The following is a 26,478-nucleotide window of genomic DNA, read 5'->3' as shown; positions in this document are numbered from 1 at the left end:
AGTATATATTTACCTAAAATAAATACTGTACATTATGTTTTTTTAACAAAGGAGTGTTTTTATATGTCGATGATAAATCGAAGTCAGGGAAGTATCTTTAGTATTGCCGGAAAAGCTTTAAATGCACCTAATAGTATATTAAAGGCAAAGTCACTGCTTACACAAAACAAGCAGCAGACTGACTATAAATTGGATGTTGATATCAAGGGAGATACTGTAAAAGATAAATTATTTAGAAAACGTGTACAGCTTTTAGAAGAAAGCAATAAAAAGAATCATACTGTAAAAACTACTAGTGTTGATACTTTATCGGCCAGTTCAAGTGCTGATACTCCATTGATTAATAATGCTGATATTTCATCATTAATGGAAATACTAAAAAAAAGCAGCAGTACAGAGAACACTGCCGGCACGCAATCTAATTATGATGATGATAATTTACAGGCATTAAGTGATTATCTAAATTCTACCGATAAACCGATAATCGATATTACAGCTAAAGGACAAAAACCGACAGAAGAAGCTATTGCGATTTCAACGACACTAGGTGGAAAAGACGTAATACTGCGTTATGATAAATCAACAATCACGACTAATGAATCCAATTTGGCATTTACTGCCAATGGTATTGATGCTAGTGCATTAATAGATTTAGGGGGAAAAGAATCAGAAGAAAATACTATGATTAATGATATAAATCATGTTTTTAATGAATTAGGTAGCCGAATGTCAGAATTCAAAACAATGGAAGCAACTGGTCACATGGGTGCAGGTACTGCTGCAGCAGATCTAAATATTTGTTTAGAGAGTATAGCTAGAAATATAAATAGTTATAATAAATCTTATAATGATAAATCTGTTTTTGATACAGTAATAAATTCTTTACAATCAGCTAAACAATCGCTATTTACAGATCCAACTGTTAAAAATGACTCTAAAAAAATGTCGGTAGTAGGAACAACAAAATTAATTGATTATATTACAGATATGTTTAAACAAGGAAAAAATGGTGATGTACTTCGTGAAGTCGACTATTGGGATGATTCAAATATTATATTAAGTAGTGAATTTGGCGGTGATAGTGGAGATTCATTGGCAACAGTTGATGATAAATTATTATCATGGAAATATGCTGAATATAAAAAGCGGTTTATGGCTGAATTAGGTAACCAGACACCTAATGAAAAAAATAATATATTACTAAAAAATCTACAAGATAATAATGGAAAGGTTGACTATGTTAAATGGTTTAAAAGTTTAATAACACCATTTAAGGATGCTTATCATAAATAAAAAAAATGCTGTTGCACGGTCTTATGTGCAACAGCATTTTTTTGACTAATTAATAACTAGATTATTTCTGGGTAAAAGTATGGGTGCCGTTACCAGATACACCTGCTCTATCTTTCATAGTACCGTAAAAGAAATTAGGAGCATACATATCTACTACTTTCATTTGGTCAATATCGATAACAAACTGTATTTGAATATCATTATATTTATTGCGCCAAACACCTGTATAGCAAGGTGTGCCAAATCGATCAGTGCCACTATAGTAAGTGTAATTAGGTTGACCATAAGCAGCTGGGTAATCATGATAAAATTTTTCTCTAAGCTGCCAAAAATATAAAGCATTATCAGCCGTGCATATCAGGGCATTACTAACATTAATAAGATCCGAGGTATAGGTACCAACGCCTAAATTAGTTTTAGTAAATACTGTTTTATTGATTTCACCTAGACCGCCGCACTGATAACCAGGCATGGAAGCACGACCAGTAGAAAAATCAATAAACTGAGGATCAAATTCTTTACGGTCTACAGTTAAGGCATTACGTTTAAGATCTTTTACAGCACCTGGTTCTAAAAATTCAATAAGCTGTTTTCCTGATGTAGAAAGCATAGCTGTGTATTTGCTGGTATCAATTACATCAGAAGGCATTAAAATTAATGAGAAGTTATATTTTACTGTAGGATCAACTTTGTTATCAGTAGATACAATTTTAAGATAATAGCCGCCAGGTGCTACATTAGGGAAGTTTGTTGTCTTATTTTGATCAAGAGTAGTAATTAAGTTCTGGCTGCTGGACAATATCTGTACCTGATATTTTAAGTCAGTGGATGGAACGGTAAGCTGCAATTGATAATTGCCGGTTTCTTTGACAAGCCACAAGCGGCAGTCTTGATCAAGGCTGTTATCCAATGTGCCAATTATTTCACTGTTTACAGGCATTTCTTTAGCCATAGACATACTATCATCGCCTTCGGCTTCATCCCATGTATCGCTGGTACGAGCCATGATCTGAAAATTATTGGCAGCAGTGCAGGCATAAGAATTAACAGAAACAAAATAAATACCTGCCGGGGCAACATAGCTTAAAAGTTCATACATACCGGCTTTGTTTCTTGACTGTGCTACAACGGTAACAGATCCGTTAGTCTGGTCGAATTTATATAAAAATAAATCGTTATCGACAGTAGTATCGGCCACAGGAGCCATATAAAGTGTTAATTTCTTTTCGGCAGGCAGCTGAAAAGCATACCAGCGTTGATCACCTTTGGCGGCAATTGAGTCAGTATAGAGTGTATTAAAGTTTATAGCATAAGCACCATTAGGTGTACTGTTTGGGGCAGCCGCAGTAGCAGCGGCATTGGCTGATAATTTCATAGAGCCTAAAGAGTTAGCTAACATAGATTTTGGCATTGGCATAATAACTTTTCTTTCTGCTGCACTATCTACCAGTTTACTGGTTTCAACGAAAGATTCTTTATTTTTGATTAAATTGCTAATCAATTTCTCTGTATTATCGGTAGAATTTAGAATATCTGCATATTCGCCTTCCTGCTGTGCCTGCATAACTTCTTTAATGGATTCTTTTGGACCAAAAATTTTTTTGGTATCAAAATCCATTTTTACATTTTGGGGAATTTTAAATTCTTTTGACATTTTAATCACCTTTTATATTAAATTTTATAGAACAAATTCGTTGTGAGCTCCCAATAAATTTGCGCTATATTTAATAAAGAGCATATAGTCTTTAATTTTTTAGTGATTTTTAAAAAAAATAATAAAATAAATATAAAAAGTCCGCAGTAACAAGGTTTATGTTTGTTACTGCGGACTTTTTAATAAGTGATTTTATTTGTTAGTATAAAAATACTGTTCTATAATTTCATTAATGACTTTTATTTTTACACCTTTTTCGCCATTTAATTTACGGTGTTGTGCCAACTTATCTATTTTACACTCCCCCTGAACACTACTATTATATCTCGAAAGGTGATTTTTTTATATAATTTTTTATCTTCACCCGCATAGCAGGTGGTTTATTATTTCGTACGCTTTGCGTACTCAACAAGCTAAAGCGGTTTATATACTGCTTTAGCCTATTTTAAATCATGACAGAGATATAAATGCCGCTATAAATATTCGTGAAGAAGGCAGAAGAATATTATCTGCCTAACTATTATGAAACCGTGGGACACACAGGGTTAGCTTGCTTATGCTTACGACATTAGCCGTATCGAACAAGAAGCCCCCACTTCAAATGCCGCAGGAGGCATTAAGTGGTGGGAGTATGTCACCAACCTAATACAATTAATTATATCAGAACTTGATTATATTAGTAGTGTCCTCTACATTGTAAAATAAAAATATTATCTGTATCTATTTTATAAATTAATCTGTGCTCCGGCGATATTCTCCGACTCCAATAACCATCCAAATCATATTTTAATGGTTCTGGTTTACCAATACCTTCATTGCCATTACGCTCAATATCTTTTATTAATTCATTAACTTTTTTCAATATCTTTTTATCATTTGTCTGCCAATAACAATAATCTTCCCAGCCTATTGCTGTAAATACCTTATTCATCGATATTAATATTCCTTATAGCAGCTTGACCTTTTTCTAACTGCTTTATTGATTCTTTTAATCTGGAATAAGTTTCTTTATTACTGCGGACAAATAAATTTTCCATTATATTATTATATTCTGTTTCAGACATTAAAACAGCGTTACCGCCTTCTTTTCTAGTAATAATAACTGTTTCTAAATCTTTATTAGCAGTATCACAATAACTTTTAAAATTCTTTCTAACTGTAGAAAAATTTGCAGCTAACATATTAATCACCTCTTACATCAATTGTACCATATATAGTACAACGATTATATAGTTATTTCTTTACTTTGAAACAATTCTCATTTTTAAGATATAAATAAACACAATAATTATATAAGAACATTGTGCATTGTGCTAGTTGATAAGATAATTCACTTTACAAAAAAGGTTCAACAGGCTATCCTTCTAAGTATCTAACTTCAAAGAAGTGTAGCGAATGTTGAACCAATTCAAGTATAGATAAAACAACTTAAAATTACAATCAGATTTATTAAATTGATAGCAAAAATTATTGGTATCAGAGCATCAATGCACTTGTGCAATATTATTTTTATCGATTATCAAAGGTATGCAAAGATATGACGGTACTGTGATTACGCCATTATTGTAAGTTTTTACATCATTTATTTCTAACTGGCTGCCATCAATTACAGCTTTTACCATTCTTATACATTTACTGTTTATAAGATCAGCACTCTTTAAAATAGTAAATCCTTGTTTCCCCTGTTCAACATAGGCAAGATTTTTTTTGGTGGCATCCTGTCCTGTAATAAACGGCCAGCTTCCGCTGTAGCCTGCGTTCATCAGCCCTTGTATGACTCCATCAGTAACACTGTCTGATGCTGACAATACTATATCCAGATTGCGGGTGCCATAATATTGTGCTACCAGTTTTTCCATTCGTTTAGCAGCATTCTGAGGCGACCACTCAGGTGTATTAGTAGCCTTAAAATCAATCTGTCCTGATGGGACAACAAGCTGTCCGTCATCCATATAAGGCTTAAGCACAGACATAACACCTTTATTTATTATATGAGCATTATTATCATCATCGGCACCTTGAAAAAACTCTATAGTATATGGCCCTGCTCCACTTTTTAAATTGTATTTATTTACAATGTATTTTCCCATGGCAATGCCGATACCTTCATTATCAAAAGTGGCATAGTAACTAACCGCATTTGTATTCATTGGTAAACGGTCATAAGCAATTATTGGTATATTATTCTTTTTAGCTTTTTCTAAAGCTTTACCAATAGTCTTAGAATCTACTGCGCCAATAACAACACAGTTTGCTTTATCTTTTATGGCATTTTCTACCTGTTTGGATTGTTCATCTGCGGTTTTGGCAAATAAAAGATTCACTTTAAAACCCTGTTTTTCCAATTCTGTTTTAAACTGCTGACCACTTTTTTCCCATCTTTCCATACCGGCCGGGAAAAAAATATCTACTTTCTTATCACTATTGGAACTCTTACTGCATCCGCCAATAAAAAAAGACCCTGTTACAACTGCCAAAATAAAAAATATAATAAATATTTTTTTCACGCTGTTTACCCCCTTATAATTTAAATTTAGCTGTTGAATTTTGCAGTGACTGCGCTAGTTCTGCCAGCTTTTGGCTTGCTCCGGCGATTTCATCCATAGATGCTGACTGCTGTTCCGTTGCCGCTGATACAGATTCTGTTTCTTCTGCCACACTGCCGCTGGTAGTATTTATATCATTCATTATTTTAACGACATTTTGTACTTCAGTTGCCGAATTTTTGGCCGCCGAAAGAATATTTTCCGCGTTATTTGTCAATTCATCAACCGCATCAGCAATGATCCCAAAGGTTTTACTAGCTTTTCCCACAACTTTTTTCCCATTTTTAACTTCAACCGTACCTTTTTTCATTCGTTCTACTGCTTGTTCTGTATCTGTTTGTATCGTTGTTATAAGCCCGGCTATCTGTTGTGCTGCCTTTCCTGATTCTTCAGCTAATTTCCGGACTTCTTCAGCAACAACAGAAAATCCTTTACCAGCTTCTCCAGCCCTTGCCGCTTCTATAGCTGCATTTAGTGCCAGCAGATTTGTCTGATCAGCTATATTGGATATAGTATCACTGATTTGTCCTATTTCCACAGAGCGTTTAGCCAATTTTTCGATAACTCCCGATGATTCTACTACAGAATCCGTTATTTTATTTATTTGCGCCATAGCTCTATCAACCGCTGTTTTTCCATCAGCTGCTATTTTTCCCACATGATTGGCAGATTTGGAAGACGCCGCTGCCCGTTCCTGAAAATTATTTATATTAGCTGACATTTTATTTACACTATCTGCTGATATCCCGGCAGATTCCTTTTGTCTGTTAGCTGAAACAGCTACCTTGCTTATCGAGGCAGCCACCTGCTGTGTTGCCTGAGCTGATTGCCCAGCATTAGCAGTTAATTGTTCAGAAAAAGCTGCTACATGTTCTGCCGTTTCCTTTATATTATTGATAAGTGTCCGTAATTCTCCTACTGTATCTTTATAAGCATTAGTCAGTATACCAAATTCATCTTCTGTTTTTGCTGTTATTGCTAAATTAAGTTCTCCTTTTGCAATTTTTTTGGAAATTTTCATAAGATACTGTACAGCATAATTTATTGATGAACTTAAATACCATGCCATAAAGCAAGACAATATTATTACACACAGAATAGATATCACTAAAATTATCCTTGCTCTTTCATACTGCGCTGCTGCGGCTAAACTTTCTTTATGAATAAAATCTTTGCGATTATCAAGAACAAGTCCTAATTTGTAACCAATCTGCTGATATTCAGGATTAGATGCCCCTAGAAGATTGATTGCTCTGCCTTCTTGATTATTTTCCGCATAATTTATGAGCTTAGGCATATCTTTTTTATACTTATCCCATATTTGGTTCATCTGAGAAAAATTCTGTATGGCATCACCGGAAAGTGTTGGTTTAATTCCATTGAAAGTAATGTCAATCTGGTCCGCAAGCTTTTTTGTTTCCTGCTCTGCTCTCACCCTGTCTGGCAACGTTTCTGCTGTAACAATAGCATATTCTTTCTGTCGATAATTTGACATGGCAGCACTACTGTCTTCCACTGCTAAAACACTTCGCAGGTGTTTCGTTGCAATACGCAATGCCCCATTGCTTATACTGCTCAACGTATATGCCGAGTAAATGCCATTACAGATAAAAATGATAATAAGTACACCAAAAATACTATATAACTTCTTTTTAATAGTAAGCTTTCCCATATATAATGCCCCTCACGTAAAATTAATTGACCAGTTTTATACTATTTCCTATTTCAATAAATCCTTACTACAAAATATCTTATTGTCATACATATTACTTTAATTTTCCATGGTATATTATATTTTTAAATATTAGGTAGTCTTATATTATAGGGCAAAAAATTTTACCCTTACTTTTTAATTTTTCCTCCTTGCCTTTTTAATAAGTTTATTTATAAAACAATAAAAAAAACATCATTTTATGTTTTTTTGTTATTTTACAATAACATTCTAATTATTAGGTTTTTCCCAAAAAAAATAAATTTACTCCTAAATATATAGTAAATAAAAAATATTTTTTTGTTCTAAGTTTCTTTTTTTTCTGAGTATAACTTTAAAATATCACTATATGAAATCTATAAAATTCTGATCATACAAAGAAATAATAATCTTTTTAGTGCCATATATTCTCTATTTTTAAGCTTGTTATTTTATTTTTTGATATATTATAACTTTTAAAATTAATATTATGGTAATTAATTTTAAAAGTAATGTCAATAATATTATTAGATAGTGTATTAATAGTACCCTTGATTTTAGGTGAAATTTATGCTACATTTCATAAAAAAGGAGGGACGACAATTGAATTCCGTTAAAGACGAACTTGCCAAAAATTTAGCATACTATAGAAAAAGATTAAAATTAACGCAGCGTGATCTTGCTGTCAAGTTAGGAGTAAAACACAATACTATTTCCAGCTGGGAAAACGGAACCAATTCAATAGATTTAGACATATTATTAAGAATATGCAAAATATTAAATATTACTCTACTGGACATTTATGGTAAATATGCGGAAAAATATAATCCTTTTACTCCCAGTGAAAGAGAACATATAGAAAAATACCGTGCCTTAGATCAACGCGGTAAAAATACGATTGATTTTCTTTTGCAATATGAGTGTACTATAAAGGACACACATTCCGGTATAAAATAATTACTTATTTTCCAAATAAAACAGCATTTGTTTTACTGTTTTTTAACCATAGTAAAACAAATGCTGTTTTATTTTAATTACATATCTAGAGGTAGTAAATGAACACTATTATCATACGACTGCCATCATTATGAAGACAGTAAAATACTAATGGCTTACATTCCATTCAGTATCTTTTTTATTTTTGGGCAAAAATTATATTTTAAACTTTCGAATAGCATTTTGAAGTTCTTCTGCCATTTTTGCTAAATGCTGGCTGGCTGATGCTATTTCTTCTGTAGAGGCAGATTGCTGCTGCGTGGCGGCAGAAATATTCTGGCTTTCCCCGGAAGCTTTTTTACTTTGGCTATCAATATCACCAACAGCTGTTACTACATTATGGATATTACCAGTAATTTCTTCAATACCAGCGGATATGTTACGTATCTGTGCTGTCATATCACGAACCATGTGCAATATAGTTTCGAAACTCTTACCTGCTCCTGATACAATATTAGTCCCGGCATTGACCTGTTCTTTAGTCGCTGACATATATATAACCGCATCGTCAGTCTTTGTCTGCACTTGTGTTATCAATTCTGTTATTTGTTTAGCTGCTTCCTGTGACTGTTCAGCCAGCTTTCTTACTTCTTCTGCTACTACAGCAAATCCCTTACCTGCTTCTCCTGCTCTAGCTGCTTCTATTGCTGCATTTAAGGCCAGCAAATTTGTTTGCCCGGCAATATTAGAAATAACATCTACTATTTGACCTATTTGTTTTGATTTATCTTCCAGCTCATCAACTACACCTGCTGTATTAATCGTTTTTTCTTCAATAAGCTGCATCTGGTCAACAGCCTTCTTTATATTCACTTCTCCACTATTGGCTGCTTCTGCAGTCTGGTCAGCGTAGCTTGAGACCGTCTGGGCATTTGAAGCTGCCTGCGATATAGCAGTAGAAATCTGCTGTACAATATTATTGGCATTGCCTATAACTTCAAGCTGTTTTTCCGCTGCATGGGCTACTTCGGTAACAGAACCAGCCACTTGATTGGATGCTTGAGCTGATTGTTCAGCACTAGCTGTCAGTTCCTGTGAAGATGAAGCAAGCTGTGTTGAGGAATCTGACAGTCTTTTAATAAGCTGCCTTATCCCCTTGCTCATTGCATCAACAGCCCTTGCAACATCACCAAATTCACTTTTATCGTATAAATGTTCTTGCGCTATCTTTTGTGAAAAATCCCCCACTGCTAAAACTTTCAAAAAGGCTACAGTTTCTGCCAAACGTTCTGTAATCTGTTTTACAATTATCCAGCCCAGCAATATTCCTAAAATCACAGAAACTATTACTATTACAATGAATAATGTATTGGCTAGTACAAATTTATCTTCATTTTCCTTATTCATTTCCTGGGCTGATTTGTCCATCGAAGCTGCCAGTTTAATTAGTTCGTTATTAAAACTTTCAATTACTGCTGCGCCATTAGCTTTATAATATGTATACGCTTGTGATGTCTTGTCCTGACGCACCAACTCTACGGTATTATTATTGATATCATTATATTGCCTTAAATCAAGCTTTATCTTATCTATTTCCTGCCTGTTTGCGTTATCTAGTGGCAGCTTGGCAAGTTTTTCAAAACTGGTAGTAAATTTTTTATTTCTATCTTTCATATCATCAATTAATGACTGTCTGTTATTTGCATCAGATGTTAGCATTATTTCATACATATCTGATTCAATTTTGCGGGGATGAACTCTGCAGTCATTAATCCACTGTACTGCCAATAATTTTTCTTTATACATTTTGTCTGCACTTATATTTGCTTCATGCAAAAAATAATAGCCTATTAACCCTATGCATACTAGAGCAGCTAATAAAATTGAAAGTAAAAAAACTATTCTTCCCTTTACTTTAAGGCTTTGTAAATAATTCAAAATATTATCTCCCTTATTTTACTCTTTATACATCCTTGTTATGAATCTGAATATTAGTATAATTTAAATAAATAATAGTTTATTAGCACATACTTGTCAATATATATTTTCAGTTTTTATGAATAAATATTTTTTCTAAAAACTTTTTTTAAAAAAAATTAACAATTATTATTTTTTATGTTTTAAAACTATTTTCATTAGTATACTTATTATTTAATAAAATTTCCTTACAATGTTTATAATATCAGTATGAATTATTTGTTTTTTTACATAAGATGTTAGAACTATTATTTCTATTTTATAAGTTGTTTTTAATATTTTTTATCATTATCCATGAAATTAATCCTTTTACGAGCTTCATATTATAAAAAAATGACTGTTATACAATGCATTTTTATTTATAAACTATTTTATGAAAGCTTATAACACATAAATCCATCATAAATAAGCAGTTTTGCCATTTTATCTTTCCTTAAAAAACAGGGAAATATTTAATGATAATAAATTGCGTCTTTATAAGATTTATGCTCATTCATGCAATAGTGCCATAATAGTTATAGTTTATAAATCTAATATCATTCATATAACAGTCATTAAAGATAAACAATTATAATATAATTCCCAGCCATTTCCAATAAGTTGCCGCCATTAATAAAATGAGTAGATAGGCTGCTATTGTTATGGGAATACCAGTGCGAATAAAGTCACGTGCAGTAACGGTATCCGTACTGAAAACGACCATATTCTGCGGTGCATTAACCGGCAGTATAAAACCAAAACATATTACATACTGCAATATCATTGTCATTCCAACAACGTTGATTGCCTGATGCTGGTTAACACCCTGCAGTATAGATATCATTATGGGAATCATCGCTGCCGACAATGCTGTAGCACTGGCAAATCCCAAATGTATAACAATTAAAAATATACTCAAAACTGCTAATATGCCAAATGCTGTCATAGTATATAAATCCAGCTTATTTACTATACCCCCTGCGATCCAGTGTGCTGCCTTTGTCGATAATATTGTTGAACCAAGGCTTATTCCTGTGCCAAATAACATCAATGTCCCCCAACTTATACGGTTCTGCACATATTTCCAATCCATAATACCAATGCCGGGCAGCATCATAACCGCAACTGCCAGAATAGTTATTGTAGTCGTATCAAGTGGATGAAGAATTTTTTCTGTAGACCATAAAAACAGCATCCCCAATGATATAACCATCAGTTTTTTTTCATCGGTTGACATAGGGCCTAATTTTTGTAAAGCTTTCGCTACAGCTTCTTTTCCTCCGGCTATTTCCTTAGTTTCTGGTGGTATCAATTTAAGTAAAATAAAGTACAGTACCACGGACATAATTGCAGCAAAAGGTGCCGCTGCAATAAACCATTCGCCCCAGCTTATATAATATCCCAGCTGTTTTTCTATAAAATTCAGTGCAATCATATTCTGCGCGGCGGCCGTTTTTATACCCACATTCCAGATACTGTCTGCCTGCGCTACCGCTATCATCATCACAGCAGCAAAACGACTGTTCTTTGAAACACCAAAAGAATTAATAATACCCAATATTATAGGAACCATGCAGGAAACTCTGGCTGTAGTACTTGGAACAAAAAAGCTTAGAATAAACCCAACTGCTATTACACCTATTAACACTCTGTTTGTTTTTGTGCCTATCCTTGATAAAATAACCAAAGCAATTCGCTCATCAAGTCCCGTTTTGACCATTGCTACCGCAATGAACATAGCTCCGCCGACCAGTGTCACGGCATTTGTACTAAAACCAGATAAAGCATATTTCAATGCATGCGATGTTCCCAGCATCTTTACCGGATTAGACGGATCAGGTGAAAATCCCAGCAAAAATGCCATTAATAAAACAATAATCACTGAGCTTACTGGATAAGAAACTGCCTCTGTCATCCAAATCACCACAGAAAATATCAATATACCAAGAATTCTCTGCCCGGCTATAGACAAACCATCCGGTGTAGGTAAAAATAATATTATTCCCAAAATCAATATTCCTAAAATAAGACCATATCGTTTTCCCATACACAAGCCTCCTAAAAACAAAAAGGCTCCAAAACATTTATTACTAACACATTCATTATCTGTCAAACACATACTGCACAAAACAGCATATCTGACAGTTTGGCAGTTTTTACTCTAAATGTATTATTGTAATAAGTTTCGAAGCTTCATTGCTTATAAATATTTAAATATATATAATTATAGTATAAAAAATCTACAGTTTCAATATAAAAAACAGTATAAAATGTTTGCATAGATATTTTATCTATGCTATTATATGCGAGTAACAAGCATAAGATGAACAGTATCTCATGAACTGTATCACAGCTGCTTATTCAAATATTATACATAATATCGCTTGGATCACTGTGACCGAGACGAATAGCAAAGGATATTTGCGCACTTTTCTCACAGTGCGTTTTTTTTATTATCTTTCTCTTCTTTGTTTGTTACAAAATACACCTTTAAGGAGAGATATACCTTGATTCTATGCAAATCTATATTAGAGTTAAAAAACCTGCTTAACTCCGCTCACCATAATGGAAAATCAATAGGCCTCGTTCCAACGATGGGCGCACTGCATGAAGGACACGCCTCACTTATCACTGCATGCCACAAAGAAAACGACTTGACTGTTGTTAGTATATTTGTTAACCCTACCCAGTTTGGGCCCAACGAAGATTACGAAAAATATCCCCGAAATTTAACAAAAGACTGCCAGACTGCCGATACTGCCGGTGCTGATATAATTTTTTCTCCTAAACCAAAAGAACTCTATCCTAGCAATGATATGACTTGGGTAGAAGTCACTGGCAATATTGTAAAAGTTCTGTGTGGCCGAACCAGACCTATTCATTTTCGCGGAGTAGCTACTATTATAACCAAGTTATTCCATATTATTAACCCTGATAAAGCTTATTTTGGACAAAAAGATGCCCAGCAGGTTGAAGTCCTAAAAAAAATGGTTAAAGATTTATTTTTCCCTGTACAATTACGGATAATGCCCATCATCCGTGAAAGTGACGGACTAGCAAAAAGTTCCCGTAACACATATTTGACTAGTGAACAGCGGAAAGCTGCTGTGGTATTATATAAAAGCCTGCAGTATGCCAAAAAACTATTTACCGTAGGAGAGCGCCGTCCTCAGACGCTTATATCAGCAGTAACCTCAATGATAGCTGCTGAGCCTCTGAGCCATATAGATTATGTGGAGCTATACGGGTTGCCTGGATTAGTCCCTGTACCAACAACGATTACTCAGCCTGTTTTACTCGCTGTAGCTGTTAAATTTGGTGAAACCAGGCTCATTGACAACATAATTCTGGAGGCAGAATAATGATATATAATATGTTTCATGGAAAAATACATCGTGCCATCGTCACCCAGGCTGATCTTTCTTATGTGGGAAGCATAATTATCGATGAAACGCTCATGGAACTGGCAGGAATACTACCAGGTGAACGAGTACAGATAGTAAATAATAATAATGGTGCCCGTCTGGAAACTTATGTAATAGCCGGTAAAAAGGACAGCGGTATTATCTGCTTAAATGGAGCTGCTGCCCGTAAAGCAGCTATAGGTGACACTATCATCATCATTGCTTATGCCCTTATGAATGAGACTGAAGCCCGCACATTAAAACCCAAAGTTGTTATTGTGGATGCCAATAATCACCCGGTTACAACCACGCACATTGAACAACCATGTCAGACTACACAAATGGCCCTTAAGGAAAACATTTAAGTATTGTATTATGAGCAGCTTTATTAAACTATCCCCAAAACAAATAAAGTCAGCCATTTATCTTCAACCGTAATTTATTTTTACATCATTTTATGAAATACAATGTAAGAAGTCATGATAAAACTATATATATCCATTAATTTCATAAAAATACATTTACGCAAAATACAGCCCCCGGCTCTTTAAGCCAAGGGCTGTATTTTTCCATATAATCATAAATGTTGCAAAAAGTTTTCTATCCGATTCAATGCCTCCGCTATTTTATCAATAGACGTAGCATACGAACAGCGAATAAAACCTTCCCCGCTTTCACCAAAAGCATTTCCCGGAATAGCTGCTACATGTTCTCGTTTTAATAATTCCTCAACAAACTGTTCTGAGGATAATCCTGTACTTTCAATATTGGGGAATATATAAAAAGCTCCTTTAGGTTCAAATGTTTTCAAACCCATCCTGCAGAATCCTTCATAAATGAGATGCCGCCGCCTGTCATACTCATGGATCATCTTATGCATGCTGTTTTCCCCATTCTGCAGAGCCTCTATACCAGCGACTTGTGCAGTAACCGGTGCACAGAGCATAGTATACTGGTGAATTTTATTCATGGCTTCTATAAACACAGGATTAGCCAAAGCATATCCCAGCCGCCAGCCAGTCATTGCATATGCTTTAGAAAATCCATTAAAAACAATTGTACGATCTTTCATTCCTGGGAGAGTTGAAAAACAGACATGTTTCATTCCGCCATATGTTAAATCACCATATATTTCATCAGATAAAACTATAAGATCGTATTTTTGGGCAAATTCTGCCAGCCCATTCAGTTCATCCCTGGTCAAAACAGTCCCGGTAGGATTATTGGGATATCCTATTAAAAGCATCTTTGTCTTATTTGTAACATATTTTTCCAAATCATCTGCTGTGACACGGAATTCATTTTCTATTGTTGTAGGTACAGGTACCGGTCTGCCTCCTGCCAAAATCACGCAGGACTTATACGAAACATAGCAAGGCTCAGGAATCAGCACCTCATCTCCAGGATTTATGACTGCCCGCATAGCCAGATCAACGGCTTCGCTTACTCCGACAGTGACAATTATTTCTTCAGCCGGATCATATTCTATAGCATAATTTTTTTTATATAAATTTGCTATCTCCTGCCGTAAGGGCAGCATTCCCTTATTGGTAGAATAAGAAGTATATCCTTTTTCTAATCCGTAAACACAGCTCTCACGAATATGCCATGGCGTCACAAAGTCAGGTTCGCCTATTCCCAAAGTTATTATATCATCCATCTTTGCCGCGACATCAAAGAACTTTCTAATCCCGGAAGGCGGTACTTTGTTAACTAAATCAGAAGTCTTATGCTGCCATTTATTCATGGTGTCATCACCAGCCTGCGGTCATTTTCCTTATCATCCATTATTGTGCCGTCTTTTTTATAGGCCTTGAGCATAAAATGACTGCGTGTCGAAGTGACGCCTTCTATCGTTGATAAGCGACGTGCTACAAAATCAGCAACTTTATTCAGAGATTGCCCTTCAATTATCACCAGCAGATCAAAACTACCCGACATCAAATATACCGTTTTTACTTCATCAAAACGGTATATTCTTTCTGCAATGGCATCAAACCCTACTTCCCGCTGCGGTGAAACATTTACTTCTATGATAGATGTTACCGTGTGATCTCCGGCTTTTTCCCAGTCAATCAGTGTATTATAGCTCATTATTACCTTATTATCTTCCAGCTTTTTTATTGCATCTTCAATCTCATATTCAGATTTATCCAGCATTACTGCCAGTTCTTTTACCGAACGGCGAGCGTCATGTTCTAAAAGTTTTAATAACTCTTTCATAATAAATTTCTCCCTTTACAAAATCATCATTTCAGCTGCACTTTCTGAAATTTTCTATAAACCACTTTAAAAATATTTAGAACTTGTACTATCTTATTCGCGAATATCTAATAAAAAAAGATAAAAAAAGTCCCCGTCCGAAAAGGACGAGGACATTGTTCCCGTGGTACCACCTTAGTTAGCATAATGCTCACTTTATATCCTGTAACGCCAGATAAAGCGGTCAATTTTTTATTGACAGCTCACAAGTAGCCTTCCAATATACAGCTTTTACGGCTCACACCACCCGCCGTTTCTCTGAAAAGTCGATATATCGTACTCATTTGTTCATCGCTATTTTTTATATGACAATATACTATCACAACCATGTGTGTATTTGCAAGTAAAAAGCTTTACAAATTTATCGAAATTTTATCTTTTCAGTTAAATATTTTCCATATAATAGACAACATAACATTTCTAATGTAAAATATTATTATATAAGTTATGGTATCGTTTCTGTCCAATAGGTGAATAATGTTCTCACGCCCCTATAATATATAAGTTTGCTATTATTTACGGATGCGGCGTATGCACCTATTTTTCCAGAGGATACTTATACATATGTAGTTATTTTATTATGGAGGCTGGATAATGTCAGTTAAACGAATTTATGTGGAAAAACGTCCCGGATTTTTTGATATTCCGGCACAAAAACTTTGTGCTGATCTCAAAAGTATGTTTACTATACCCGACTTAAGAATCGTACGTATTTTTCGTCGTTACGATATAGAAAATATTACCAATGAAGAATTCACTAAAGCCAAAAATGTAATTTTTGCAGAACCCCCTGTCGATGTTATTTACGACGAAAATTTGCCGCATATGAAAAACACCCGTATGTTTGCAGTAGAATTTCTGCCCGGTCAATTTGACCAAACAGCTGATTCAGCAGCACAATGTGTCCAGCTTATTACACAAAAAGAACGTCCGCTTGTCAGAACCGCTAAAATAATTGCCCTGATGGGTAACATAGATGATGATTCTTTCGCTAAGATAAAAAAATACTGCATAAATGAAGTTGAATGCCGTGAAGCCTCCATGGAAAAACCGCATACGCTTGCCATGAAAACTGACATACCCGCAGATGTTGCACAACTTGAAAATTTTATAATAATGACCGATACTGAAATACATAAACTGCACGAAAAATTAGGTCTGGCCATGAGCTATGAAGACTTTCTGTTCTGTCGCAAATATTTTCGCGATCAGGAAAACCGCAATCCAACCATAACCGAAATACGTGTTATTGATACCTATTGGTCTGACCACTGTCGTCATACTACTTTTACCACTGCTATTGATTCTGTTTTTATTGACAGCAACGAATTTACAGAAAGCCTGCAAAGTTCTTATATGCTCTACCAGCAAGACCGCAGCAGTATTTATGATACACCGCGGCCCATGACTTTAATGGATCTGGCCGTAATAGGCATGAAAAAGTTAAAAAAGCTTGGCAAACTCGATGACCTTGATGTTTCAGAGGAAATTAATGCCTGCAGTATTGTTGTTCCTGCTATTGTAAATGGACAAAAGGAAAACTGGCTGGTTATGTTCAAAAATGAAACCCATAATCATCCTACTGAAATAGAACCTTTCGGTGGCGCGGCTACCTGTCTCGGTGGAGCAATTCGAGACCCATTATCGGGCCGTGCTTATGTATACCAGGCCATGCGTGTCACAGGAGCAGCCGATCCGCGCCGCAGCCTGGATGAAACTATAGAAGGTAAGCTGCCGCAAAGGAAAATCACCCGTGATGCCGCCCATGGATATAGTTCTTACGGTAACCAAATTGGCCTTGCTACAGGACAGGTTCATGAAGTCTACCATGATGGTTTTTTAGCCAAACGCCTTGAAGTAGGTGCCGTAATTGGTGCTGTTCCCCAGAAAAATGTGGTACGGAAACAACCGCAGCCTGGCGATGTAATAATCCTTGTAGGCGGGCGAACCGGCCGCGATGGCATTGGCGGTGCCACAGGTTCATCGAAAGAGCACACTGTGGAATCATTGGAAACCTGCGGAGCCGAAGTCCAAAAGGGTAATCCACCTACAGAAAGAAAGCTCCAGCGTTTATTTAGAGATAAAAATGTAAGCCAGCTCATAAAACGTTGCAACGATTTTGGTGCCGGTGGTGTAGCCGTTGCCATTGGAGAACTTGCAGACGGACTTTATATTGAATTAGATAGAATAAAGAAAAAATATGCCGGTTTAGATGGTACGGAACTAGCTATCTCTGAATCACAGGAACGCATGGCTGTTGTCGTTGATAAAAATGACGCCCCAAAATTTATCAACTATGCCAGTGCAGAAAATCTTGAAGCCACAGTAGTCGCAGTTGTTACTGATAATAATCGCCTGCGCATGGTTTGGCGGGAAAAAACTATTGTCGATATAAGCCGTTCTTTCCTCCAGACAAATGGTGTACAACAGCATGTTACGGTAAAAGTAACTGCTCCCGATAAATACAAGACCTATTTCTCCCAGCTGCCATCCCTGAAATATGGAAAAGATGCTGTGGAGCATTTATGGCTGGAAAATTTGCAGGATCTGAATGTCTGCAATCAAAAAGGTCTTGCTGAACAGTTTGACTCATCAATTGGTGCAGGGACTGTATTAATGCCTTATGGCGGTTATACACAGCGCACTCCGGCAGAAGGCATGGCTGCCAAGCTGCCTGTTATCGGCGGAAATACGGATACAGCAACCCTTATGTCTTTTGGCTTTGACCCCTATCTACTAGAATGGAGTCCTTATCATGGTGCTATTTATTCCATCGTAGCTGCACTTGCCAAAATAACCGCTATGGGTGGTGACTATACGAGAGCTCGTTTGACACTACAGGAATATTTTGAAAGCCTGGGGACTGATCCAGTAAAATGGGGCAAACCATTTGCAGCACTCTTAGGTGCTTTAAAAGCACAGCATGAATTTGGTACAGCTGCCATTGGTGGTAAAGATTCTATGTCAGGAACATTCATGAATCTGACTGTTCCGCCTTCACTTATTGCCTTTGCTGTATGTCCTGTTTCCGTAAAAAAAGTCATATCTTCCGAATTTAAATTAAGCGGCAATCTTGTATATGTAGTTCCTGCCCATAAAGATAAAGCCTATCTACCTTTATTTGACAAGCTAAAAGCAAATTTTACGGCCATTTACAATCTAATCGACAGCAGAAAAATTTATTCTGCCATGAGTGTTGGGAAAGGTGGTATTGCCGCAACAATAAGTAAAATGTGTCTGGGTGAGAATATCGGCTTTAAATTCAATGATAATATTTCTTATGATATTCCTAAAATGTTTGGCAGTTCATATGGTACGATAATTATTGAAGTAGCCAAGGGGGCCGAATTGTCGGAACTAAAAAATACTGGTGCTTACCTGCTAGGCTATACTTCAAGTAATCCTAGCATTGTTTATGGCAATGTCACTATTGCGCTTGATACTATCGACAAAGCTTTCAACTCTCCGTTGGAAAGTATATTTCCCACACAAATAAAAAGTCCTGTAAAACGCAATATCAAACCTTTTTCTGAAACAGCAAATAATAATCTAGGTTTAGAAGCAGAAAAAGTATTCGCTACAAATAGCCCCAGTATTTCCCCTTACAGCAATAGGAATTTTTCTAAGACAGTAAGCATGATCTATCATGCCAAGAAAATCATTTCTAGGGATATCACCATTGCCAAGCCGAAGGTATTTATTCCTGTATTTCCTGGCACCAACTGTGAATATGACACTCAGGCAGCATTTGAACGTGCCGGTGCCAAAGTAGAAATATTGGTCATACGCAATTTAACTGTTTCCACCGTTGAAGAATCCGTATTAGCAATAGAAAAAGCTATCCAGTCCTCGCAAATAATTATGCTTCCCGGTGGATTTTCCGGTGGTGATGAACCAGACGGCAGCGGAAAATTTATTGCTGCCACATTTAGAAATCCTCGCATTGCAGATGCTATAAATAAATTACTATATCAGCGTGATGGATTGATGCTCGGCATATGTAACGGTTTTCAAGCTCTTATAAAATTAGGCCTGCTACCTTATGGTAAAATACGTGACCTTGATATTGATACGCCTACGCTTACCTATAATGAAATAGGACGCCATGTTTCCAGAATGGTCCAGACTAAGGTTGTTTCTAATTTATCTCCATGGCTTTCTAAAGTAAAGCTGGGATCAGTACATACAATGGCTGTATCTCATGGTGAAGGCAGATTCTTCGCTACAACAGAGGTAATAAGCCAACTGCGTAAAAAAGGCCAAATTGCAACACAATATGTTGATTTTGAAGGAACTGCTTCTATGGATATAAAATATAATCCTAATGGTTCCATAAACGCCATAGAAGGTATCACCAGTCCTGATGGTCGTGTATTTGGTAAAATGGGACATTCTGAACGTATAACAGACGATTTAGGCATAAATGTTCCTGGCGAAAAAAATCAAATGATATTTGAATCAGGCGTCGCATATTACAGATAATAACAGCTTTTCTTAAACTAAAACAGCTGATAGTAATGCATTGTATTAATGCATTACTATCAGCTGTTTAAATTATAACAGAAGCAAAATTGTTTCTTAATAAATATCAACTTCATAAAATACACATTACCATCGTTATTCATTTTCCCATTCTACCGAAAAACAAATCCTTGCAAGATTTATAAAAAATACCTACACGCGACAGTTTCACAAATCTTAATAAAAACGAAAAAATTATTTAGCAATTACGACTGGACATTTAGCATTTTCAACAACGTACTGACTTACGCTGCCTAAAAGCACCCCTTTAACAACTCCAAGGCCGCGGCTACCCATCGCTATCATATCATTTTTATTTTCTTCAGCAAATTCCAGAATAGTAACTGATGGAGAACCTGTTTCCGAGAAAGCTTCTACTTTGATACCCTGAGGAACTTTAGCCAATGCTCTGTCTAAAATAGCATCTCCAGCCTTAGTAACTGCATCTAAAATAGCGTCTGACAAACATGCATTAATAGCCAATTGATTAATATTAGCAATATATAAAAAATCAATTTTAGCCTGGTATACCTGTGCCAATTTAATAGCAAATTCTACTGCTTTATCAGAACCTTCAGAACCATCTACCGGAACAAGAATAGTTTTTATATTATCCATATGAACCCCTCCATTGCAATTATCGAACCATGAATAATTATAATATAATTATCCTTAATTGTCTATAAAATACCCTGTACATCAGCAGCCAGAAAACTCATATTATTATTTATGCCGTTTTGCCACAAAAAAAGTCTGCAAAATATGCCTGCACTCAGTTTCTAAAACACCCGCCCGTATTTCTATTTTATGACTCAAAGCCGGGTGCACCGGAATAGCAAATAAAGATTCAATTGCTCCCATACGAATATCCGCCGTGCCATAAACTAGCCGTTTTATCCTGCTGAGCAAAATAGCTCCTGCACACATAGGACAAGGCTCCAACGTCACGTACAAAGTCAAATCATCAAGCCGCCACCGTTTTAGTTTCGTTTCTGCCTGTCGTATTGCAAGCATCTCAGCATGAGCTGAAACATCATTGCGGTGTTCCTGTTCATTATGTGCCGTTGCTATAATATTGCCTGTTGAATCTATTATAACAGCCCCCACTGGAACCTCATCAAGCACAAAAGCTTGTTCTGCCTGTTGCAATGCCTGCTGCATCATATATTTATCAGAGAAATTTTTTTTCATTTATTTCTACTGTATACGGAGCAGAATGAGATTTGTCTATCATTTTATTTAATACTTTTTTAAAATTTGGAGACTTCTTTTTTTTGTTTTCCTTAAACTCCCTATCATGCATTTCAAACTGCTTATATCCATAATTCATTACAATTTTATTTGTCCTGGCAATTCGTTCAATACGCGGTACCATAATGAAGCCCTCCTTTATAGCACAAGTATTTTTTCCCGACAGACAGCTTCCTCAAAACCACATATATTTAATAACCAGCTGTGACTAAATTACTATCCATGTATTCGGACATGCTCCCTGCCTATTTCGAAACAATAAATAATAAATTACTATCTACTTATATTATATCGTAAAAACTGTAACTTTGCTAATGCTTATGAAAATTTTCTGTCATAAATATTAACAGCTAAACTGTTTTTCATATTTATAATACTTAGTAAAATAAAACTGATGTACACAGCTGTTATTCTCATAAATATTCCTCAATTGCTTTACTAATGACACCAGAGAAAGCGTGGCGATAAGCATTCTCTTTATAAGAGTCCAACTGTTTGTATATCAGTTTCATTTACCAATGATATTTTTCTCCATTATTTATTTTAAAAGCCCGATAAACCTGTTCTACCAGAAGCAACTTTACCATTTGGTGTGTAAATGTCATCGAGGAAAAACTTATACGCATATCGGCTTTTTCGCGTAGTTCCTCCGATAAGCCAAATGGTCCTCCTATTATAAAGGTAAATTTGCTTCTGCCATTAAGTCCCAATGTACTTATTTTAGCGGCAAAATCCTCTGAAGAAAGCTGCCGTCCATATACATCAAGCACAAATAAAAAATCATTTGCAGGAATTCGCCGCATGAGTCTTTTCCCTTCAGCAATAAGAATTTTCTCTTTTGCCGCGGGAGAAGGCGAATCGGGCATTTTTTCTTCCATAATTTCAATGATCTCCAGCTGGGTAAAAGGACGTAGTCTTTTACAAAACTCAGCTATTCCCTCACGTAAATATTTTTCCTTGATTTTTCCTGCGCTTATTACCGTTATTTTCACTGATTCCTTGCCGGCATTTCTTCCAGCTGTGCTTCAACGGTTATTTCCTTACCATTTCTTACTATTACGAGTGAAACTTTATCAGAAATTTTATGTGTCGCAATAGTGTCACGCAAGTCATTCACGGTATTAATAGCTTTACCATCTATCTTTTCAATGATATCGCCACGGCGTATCCCTGCTTTTGCCGCCGGACCATTATTTTCTACCTGTACAACATAAACGCCCCTATCGATATTAAGGAGATACCCACTTTTTGCCGCGGTGTTTTTGTCAAATACACCTACACCAAGATATGGTCTTGATACATGCCCCTTGGCTATTATTTGATCTATTATCGGCCTTACAGTATTTATGGGAATAGCAAAACCCATGCCTTCAACTCCGGCGGCAGCCAGTTTAGCACTATTTATCCCTATGACAAGCCCATCGGCATTTACAAGTGCTCCGCCTGAATTACCAGGATTTATTGCCGCATCAGTCTGCAATAATTTAACACGGCCTTCCCCTATATTAAGTGTACGATTCAAGGCACTTATGACACCTGCTGTAACACTACCCTGAAATTCCAGTCCCATTGGGTTTCCTATGGCAATAGCTGGTTCTCCCACCATGATATCATCTGAATTACCAAACTTAGCAACGGGAAGATTTTTAGCATCTATCTTAACAACAGCTATATCGGTTACCGGATCAGTTCCAACAAGTTTGCCTGGAAGCGTACGTCCATCAGCCAGAGATACCGTAATTTCCTTAGCTCCTGCAATAACGTGGTTATTTGTTACGATATATCCGTCACTTTTGAATATTACGCCGGAACCAACACCCTGGCTGATTTCCACCTGATTATTAAACCAATCACGAGCCACAGCCTTATTAGTTATTCCAACGACTGCTGGCCCTACTGCCTTTGCCGCGCGAACCACAGCTGTATCACGTGCTGCAGAAATTGGCCCCTGTGAAGTTTTTTTAGCTGCCTGTTGCGTATTGTAAGCAGCTGTGCCTTTATTGTTATCCGCTGAGCCCAGAGAACAGCCTGATAACAAGACTATCATTATGACTAAAACTCCCGCCAAAAAAGACAATCCATGTGAAAAATAAGACCTATACTTAACATTCTTCAACATATATATCACCCTTCTCATATTAAAATTAAATATTTTCCTGTTTATAAGGTACCAGATTTTGTGTTTTTACAGTTTTTCATCCAAACCCTATCTTGTTAATTATCGCATAAAGTTACTGTTTCATTTTGTCTGGCTATTTGTATACTAAGATCTGTACCTGGCACAATTCCCTGTTTTTTTATTATATCAGTAATCGTTTTTGCCGCAATAAACGGACAGTTATTTTCTTCGCTCATATGCGCCAAAAAAATATGTGGATGTTGTTTTTTCATCCTTACCAGTGCCCATGCCGCATCATTATTTGATAAATGACCCTTATTACTCATAATACGCTTTTTCAATGCTAACGGATATACTCCGGCCTGTAGCATCTGCGGATCATGGTTAGCCTCCAGCACCAAAACGTTTGAATTATCGATAGCCTCTTGTACATTACTGGTAACAAACCCCAAGTCTGTAGCAATAGTACATTTTTTGTTATGGCTTTTTATACTATATCCTACCGGGTCAGCAGCATCATGTGATATATTGAATGCTTCTATCGCTAAATCTTTAATAATAAAATTATCGCTAATTGGATTAATACACTTTTCTGGTAATTTATCCAGACAAAACATCGCTTTAAAAGTGCCAAGTCGGGAATAAACAGGCAGATTATATTTCTTGCAAAGCGTAGGTAATCCTGTTATATGATCACGATGTTCATGCGTAATAATTACTCCATCAATATTTTTAATGTCCTCATCTAACTCCAAGAGTGCCTTATTAATACGCCGAGCGCTGATTCCTGCATCTATTAAAAGTCGGGTTCCAAACATCTCGACAAAAATAGCATTTCCTTTACTACCACTGGCCAAAACAGAAACTTGCAAATTTCTCGTCTCCTCATGTTTTCTATGCATATAATTATAGCATTAAAAAACTCCTTGCGACAATGAAGAATTAAAATACAATTTTAATTATAACTGCAAATTATGACAAATTTGTGAAAAAAAATACCGTCTGACATTTTGTCAGACGGTATTTTTACATTTGTATTCCTATATATCAATTAGGCAACGCAAACATTAACAGCGCGCATTTTACTGCTGTCGCGGCTATCTGGTTCAGCATCGAAGGTTACTTTCTGGCCTTCTTCAAGGGTTTTATAGCCTTCAGCCTGAATAGCGGAAAAATGTACAAATAAATCTCCACTTCCATCATCATTAGTGATGAAGCCATAGCCTTTACCAGCGTTAAACCATTTTACTGTTCCTGTCATTATATGAGTCCTCCTGAGAATTAAAAAAATATTATATATTCAATAGAATTAAACAAAAAGCACATGCTCTTGTAAAACATCGAATTAACCAATCAATGACTTACAAGAGCATGTGAGTCCGTTGCCAATCTCTGAATACAGCCTTACTATAACATGTAGGTTCAAAATTGTCAAATAGATATATCATATTTTTTCTCTTATTTGAGAAAAATATGAAAATATATTGTATATTTTATTTTTTATACAATATACTCTGTAATATTTCATTGAATACGCCTGCTATATATATTATACTTTCAGAGATGTATATTTTCTTTTATTCCTTGTTATTATTATAAACTAATTTTCTCTCATATCTTTTATACCTATCAATCCAATTCTAATCTTAATATGATAATGAATATCATATTAAGATTACATCATGGTTATAGACAAATAAACCCATTAGGAGCAGGTGCAAACTACAATGACGCTGAGACATCTTTCTATATTTATCTGTGTCTGTCAACAGGGTGGTGTAACCGCTGCCTCAAAAAAACTTCACATTACCCAGCCTTCTGTCAGTCAAGCTGTGCAGGAGTTAGAAACCCACTATGGTATTTTATTATTTGAACGGTTAGGACGACGGTTATTCATCACTGATGCCGGTACACGCTTGCTGTCATATGCTAAAAATCTTGTTCATCTGAACATACAAACAGAAGAAGCAATGCGTGCGTTTACCAAAATAAATCCACTACGAATAGGAGCCAGTATAACAATCGGAGAATCCGTACTTATTGATATATTAAAAAGAGCTGCTGAAATAATTCCCCAGCAGCAGATTATATCACAAATTCATAATTCCTCTATGTTGGAAACTATGCTCCTTGACAGCAAACTTGATATTGCGCTGGTAGAAGGCAGTATTCAATCCAATTATTTAAAAAAAGAAGCCTTTATGAAAGATGAGCTTATATTCATTGCCTCACCTTATAATTCCTTAGCCGGTAAAAAAAATATCACACCATCTGATTTAGAAAACCAAACATTTTTTCTGCGTGAAGAAGGAAGTGGTACAAGACAGTTATTTGAGAACACAATGTATAATGCTCATGCAAACTATAAAGTAGGCGGCATTTATAACAGCGCGGAAACAATAAAAAAAGCCGTATCGGCTAATTTGGGGATAAGTGTAATATCGAAGCGTGCTGTACTACCAGAGTTAGAAGCAAATAAGCTGATAACTTTTTCCATTCCCGGCCTTATATTTTCCCGCTCATTTTGGATCGTTTATCATAAGGATAAATTTATAACTTCTGCTATGCAAACTTTTATAGACAGCTGTTATAAAGTAAGTCATTCACAATAAAATTCCTGTATTAAATAAAAACAATTTTAAATCTCAGAAATGTGCTTCCCATCGATAAGAATTAATGAGAAGCACTATGCCCATTAACAATCCTGCCGTACTAAAAAGGTAGGATTCTTCCAAATGGCATCCTGTTAATAAATTATTAATAATAATATTTCTTGACAATATTATTATTATTTCATATAATTTGGCTATAATTAAAAGGGAGTAACTTTAATGTTATTATCAACA

Annotated in this window: 22 protein-coding genes and 1 other annotated feature; of the genes, 6 read left to right on the top strand and 16 right to left on the bottom strand. The window is 35.7% G+C overall.

The genetic code is table 11. From position 1 onward, the window contains the following. Positions 1-63 precede the first annotated feature (63 nt). The gene (locus tag I6760_RS05220; RefSeq protein ID WP_196593400.1) at positions 64-1,293 is read left to right on the top strand and encodes a hypothetical protein; all 1,230 of its coding nucleotides are present in this window, start codon (positions 64-66) and stop codon (positions 1,291-1,293) included. Positions 1,294-1,354: 61 nt separating this feature from the next. Here the strand turns inward: I6760_RS05220 and I6760_RS05215 are convergent, their stop codons facing one another. From I6760_RS05215 to I6760_RS05195, 5 genes are all read right to left on the bottom strand, one after another. Continuing rightward, positions 1,355-2,947 carry a PPC domain-containing protein gene (locus tag I6760_RS05215; RefSeq protein ID WP_196593399.1) on the bottom strand — a complete coding sequence of 531 codons (1,593 nt, stop codon included), beginning with the start codon at positions 2,945-2,947 and terminating at the stop codon, positions 1,355-1,357. A 676-nt stretch (positions 2,948-3,623) separates the two neighbouring features. After that, positions 3,624-3,878, bottom strand: coding sequence for a Txe/YoeB family addiction module toxin (locus I6760_RS05210; RefSeq protein ID WP_196593398.1), 255 nt, complete (start codon positions 3,876-3,878; stop codon positions 3,624-3,626). Then, on the bottom strand, positions 3,871-4,128 hold the full coding sequence (locus I6760_RS05205) for a type II toxin-antitoxin system Phd/YefM family antitoxin (RefSeq protein ID WP_196593397.1): 258 nt from the start codon (positions 4,126-4,128) through the stop codon (positions 3,871-3,873). Before I6760_RS05205 ends, I6760_RS05210 begins: the two co-directional genes overlap by 8 nt. A 303-nt stretch (positions 4,129-4,431) precedes the next feature. After that, a complete protein-coding gene (locus I6760_RS05200) occupies positions 4,432-5,454 on the bottom strand; it encodes a substrate-binding domain-containing protein (RefSeq protein WP_196593396.1) in 1,023 nt (340 codons plus the stop codon). Between the two features lie 13 nt (positions 5,455-5,467). Then, positions 5,468-7,165 (bottom strand): methyl-accepting chemotaxis protein, encoded by a 1,698-nt coding sequence (locus I6760_RS05195; RefSeq protein WP_196593395.1) that lies wholly within the window; start codon positions 7,163-7,165, stop codon positions 5,468-5,470. Between the two features lie 621 nt (positions 7,166-7,786). On the opposite strand from I6760_RS05195, the gene I6760_RS05190 reads away from it, so the two are divergent. After that, the gene (locus tag I6760_RS05190; RefSeq protein ID WP_196593394.1) at positions 7,787-8,140 is read left to right on the top strand and encodes a helix-turn-helix domain-containing protein; all 354 of its coding nucleotides are present in this window, start codon (positions 7,787-7,789) and stop codon (positions 8,138-8,140) included. Between the two features lie 195 nt (positions 8,141-8,335). Here the strand turns inward: I6760_RS05190 and I6760_RS05185 are convergent, their stop codons facing one another. Together I6760_RS05185 and I6760_RS05180 are read right to left on the bottom strand one after the other, a co-directional pair. Continuing rightward, the gene (locus I6760_RS05185) at positions 8,336-10,057 is read right to left on the bottom strand and encodes a methyl-accepting chemotaxis protein (protein WP_196593393.1); all 1,722 of its coding nucleotides are present in this window, start codon (positions 10,055-10,057) and stop codon (positions 8,336-8,338) included. Between the two features lie 607 nt (positions 10,058-10,664). Further along, on the bottom strand, positions 10,665-12,122 hold the full coding sequence (locus tag I6760_RS05180) for a DASS family sodium-coupled anion symporter (RefSeq protein ID WP_196593392.1): 1,458 nt from the start codon (positions 12,120-12,122) through the stop codon (positions 10,665-10,667). Between the two features lie 460 nt (positions 12,123-12,582). Between I6760_RS05180 and panC the strand changes: the two genes are divergently transcribed. Continuing rightward, a complete protein-coding gene (panC, locus tag I6760_RS05175) occupies positions 12,583-13,437 on the top strand; it encodes a pantoate--beta-alanine ligase (RefSeq protein WP_196593391.1) in 855 nt (284 codons plus the stop codon). Beyond that, a complete protein-coding gene (gene panD, locus I6760_RS05170) occupies positions 13,437-13,844 on the top strand; it encodes an aspartate 1-decarboxylase (RefSeq protein WP_196593390.1) in 408 nt (135 codons plus the stop codon). Before panC ends, panD begins: the two co-directional genes overlap by 1 nt. Positions 13,845-14,056: 212 nt before the next feature. On the opposite strand, the gene I6760_RS05165 is transcribed toward panD, so the two are convergent. Both I6760_RS05165 and I6760_RS05160 read right to left on the bottom strand, forming a co-directional pair. Next, a complete protein-coding gene (locus I6760_RS05165) occupies positions 14,057-15,226 on the bottom strand; it encodes an aminotransferase class I/II-fold pyridoxal phosphate-dependent enzyme (RefSeq protein WP_196593389.1) in 1,170 nt (389 codons plus the stop codon). Continuing rightward, positions 15,223-15,702: an Lrp/AsnC family transcriptional regulator gene (locus tag I6760_RS05160; RefSeq protein ID WP_196593388.1), complete on the bottom strand. Its 480-nt coding sequence runs from the start codon at positions 15,700-15,702 to the stop codon at positions 15,223-15,225. Before I6760_RS05160 ends, I6760_RS05165 begins: the two co-directional genes overlap by 4 nt. Before the next feature lie 139 nt (positions 15,703-15,841). Beyond that, positions 15,842-16,042 (bottom strand) — a binding site (T-box leader). A 293-nt stretch (positions 16,043-16,335) separates the two neighbouring features. On the opposite strand from I6760_RS05160, the gene I6760_RS05155 reads away from it, so the two are divergent. Next, entirely contained in the window at positions 16,336-20,223 is a 3,888-nt protein-coding gene (locus tag I6760_RS05155; protein ID WP_196593387.1) for a phosphoribosylformylglycinamidine synthase, read from the top strand. A gap of 234 nt (positions 20,224-20,457) precedes the next feature. Here the strand turns inward: I6760_RS05155 and I6760_RS05150 are convergent, their stop codons facing one another. From I6760_RS05150 to I6760_RS05120, 7 genes are all read right to left on the bottom strand, one after another. After that, positions 20,458-20,880: a universal stress protein gene (locus tag I6760_RS05150; protein WP_196593386.1), complete on the bottom strand. Its 423-nt coding sequence runs from the start codon at positions 20,878-20,880 to the stop codon at positions 20,458-20,460. Positions 20,881-20,985: 105 nt separating this feature from the next. Then, entirely contained in the window at positions 20,986-21,453 is a 468-nt protein-coding gene (tadA, locus tag I6760_RS05145; protein WP_196593385.1) for a tRNA adenosine(34) deaminase TadA, read from the bottom strand. Further along, on the bottom strand, positions 21,434-21,637 hold the full coding sequence (locus I6760_RS05140; protein ID WP_196593384.1) for a hypothetical protein: 204 nt from the start codon (positions 21,635-21,637) through the stop codon (positions 21,434-21,436). Before I6760_RS05140 ends, tadA begins: the two co-directional genes overlap by 20 nt. 388 nt (positions 21,638-22,025) lie before the next feature. Continuing rightward, positions 22,026-22,505 (bottom strand): 23S rRNA (pseudouridine(1915)-N(3))-methyltransferase RlmH, encoded by a 480-nt coding sequence (rlmH, locus tag I6760_RS05135; protein ID WP_196593383.1) that lies wholly within the window; start codon positions 22,503-22,505, stop codon positions 22,026-22,028. Continuing rightward, the gene (locus I6760_RS05130; RefSeq protein WP_196593382.1) at positions 22,502-23,632 is read right to left on the bottom strand and encodes a S1C family serine protease; all 1,131 of its coding nucleotides are present in this window, start codon (positions 23,630-23,632) and stop codon (positions 22,502-22,504) included. Before I6760_RS05130 ends, rlmH begins: the two co-directional genes overlap by 4 nt. A 95-nt stretch (positions 23,633-23,727) precedes the next feature. Next, positions 23,728-24,504, bottom strand: coding sequence for an MBL fold metallo-hydrolase (locus I6760_RS05125; RefSeq protein WP_196593381.1), 777 nt, complete (start codon positions 24,502-24,504; stop codon positions 23,728-23,730). 179 nt (positions 24,505-24,683) lie between these two features. After that, positions 24,684-24,893: a cold-shock protein gene (locus tag I6760_RS05120; RefSeq protein ID WP_196593380.1), complete on the bottom strand. Its 210-nt coding sequence runs from the start codon at positions 24,891-24,893 to the stop codon at positions 24,684-24,686. A gap of 466 nt (positions 24,894-25,359) precedes the next feature. On the opposite strand from I6760_RS05120, the gene I6760_RS05115 reads away from it, so the two are divergent. Continuing rightward, positions 25,360-26,244 (top strand): LysR family transcriptional regulator, encoded by an 885-nt coding sequence (locus I6760_RS05115; RefSeq protein WP_196593379.1) that lies wholly within the window; start codon positions 25,360-25,362, stop codon positions 26,242-26,244. Positions 26,245-26,478: the final 234 nt, after the last annotated feature.

This window comes from Pectinatus sottacetonis (assembly GCF_015732155.1).
GTDB lineage: Bacteria > Bacillota > Negativicutes > Selenomonadales > Selenomonadaceae > Pectinatus > Pectinatus sottacetonis.
Note: the sequence above shows the minus strand (reverse complement) of the source record. Positions and strands in the feature narration are given on the sequence as shown.

What these genes read in the sequence shown, in the direction of transcription:
- I6760_RS05120 (WP_196593380.1), bottom strand. Translation starts at nt 24,893, where the DNA reads ATGACAGGAACAGTAAAATGGTTTAACGCTGGTAAAGGCTATGGCTTC.
- I6760_RS05210 (WP_196593398.1), bottom strand. Translation starts at nt 3,878, where the DNA reads ATGAATAAGGTATTTACAGCAATAGGCTGGGAAGATTATTGTTATTGG.
- I6760_RS05130 (WP_196593382.1), bottom strand. Translation starts at nt 23,632, where the DNA reads ATGTTGAAGAATGTTAAGTATAGGTCTTATTTTTCACATGGATTGTCT.
- I6760_RS05160 (WP_196593388.1), bottom strand. Translation starts at nt 15,702, where the DNA reads ATGAAAGAGTTATTAAAACTTTTAGAACATGACGCTCGCCGTTCGGTA.
- panD (WP_196593390.1), top strand. Translation starts at nt 13,437, where the DNA reads ATGATATATAATATGTTTCATGGAAAAATACATCGTGCCATCGTCACC.
- I6760_RS05150 (WP_196593386.1), bottom strand. Translation starts at nt 20,880, where the DNA reads ATGGATAATATAAAAACTATTCTTGTTCCGGTAGATGGTTCTGAAGGT.
- I6760_RS05115 (WP_196593379.1), top strand. Translation starts at nt 25,360, where the DNA reads ATGACGCTGAGACATCTTTCTATATTTATCTGTGTCTGTCAACAGGGT.
- I6760_RS05140 (WP_196593384.1), bottom strand. Translation starts at nt 21,637, where the DNA reads ATGGTACCGCGTATTGAACGAATTGCCAGGACAAATAAAATTGTAATG.
- I6760_RS05165 (WP_196593389.1), bottom strand. Translation starts at nt 15,226, where the DNA reads ATGAATAAATGGCAGCATAAGACTTCTGATTTAGTTAACAAAGTACCG.
- I6760_RS05195 (WP_196593395.1), bottom strand. Translation starts at nt 7,165, where the DNA reads ATGGGAAAGCTTACTATTAAAAAGAAGTTATATAGTATTTTTGGTGTA.
- I6760_RS05220 (WP_196593400.1), top strand. Translation starts at nt 64, where the DNA reads ATGTCGATGATAAATCGAAGTCAGGGAAGTATCTTTAGTATTGCCGGA.
- I6760_RS05205 (WP_196593397.1), bottom strand. Translation starts at nt 4,128, where the DNA reads ATGTTAGCTGCAAATTTTTCTACAGTTAGAAAGAATTTTAAAAGTTAT.
- tadA (WP_196593385.1), bottom strand. Translation starts at nt 21,453, where the DNA reads ATGAAAAAAAATTTCTCTGATAAATATATGATGCAGCAGGCATTGCAA.
- I6760_RS05215 (WP_196593399.1), bottom strand. Translation starts at nt 2,947, where the DNA reads ATGTCAAAAGAATTTAAAATTCCCCAAAATGTAAAAATGGATTTTGAT.
- I6760_RS05180 (WP_196593392.1), bottom strand. Translation starts at nt 12,122, where the DNA reads ATGGGAAAACGATATGGTCTTATTTTAGGAATATTGATTTTGGGAATA.
- I6760_RS05155 (WP_196593387.1), top strand. Translation starts at nt 16,336, where the DNA reads ATGTCAGTTAAACGAATTTATGTGGAAAAACGTCCCGGATTTTTTGAT.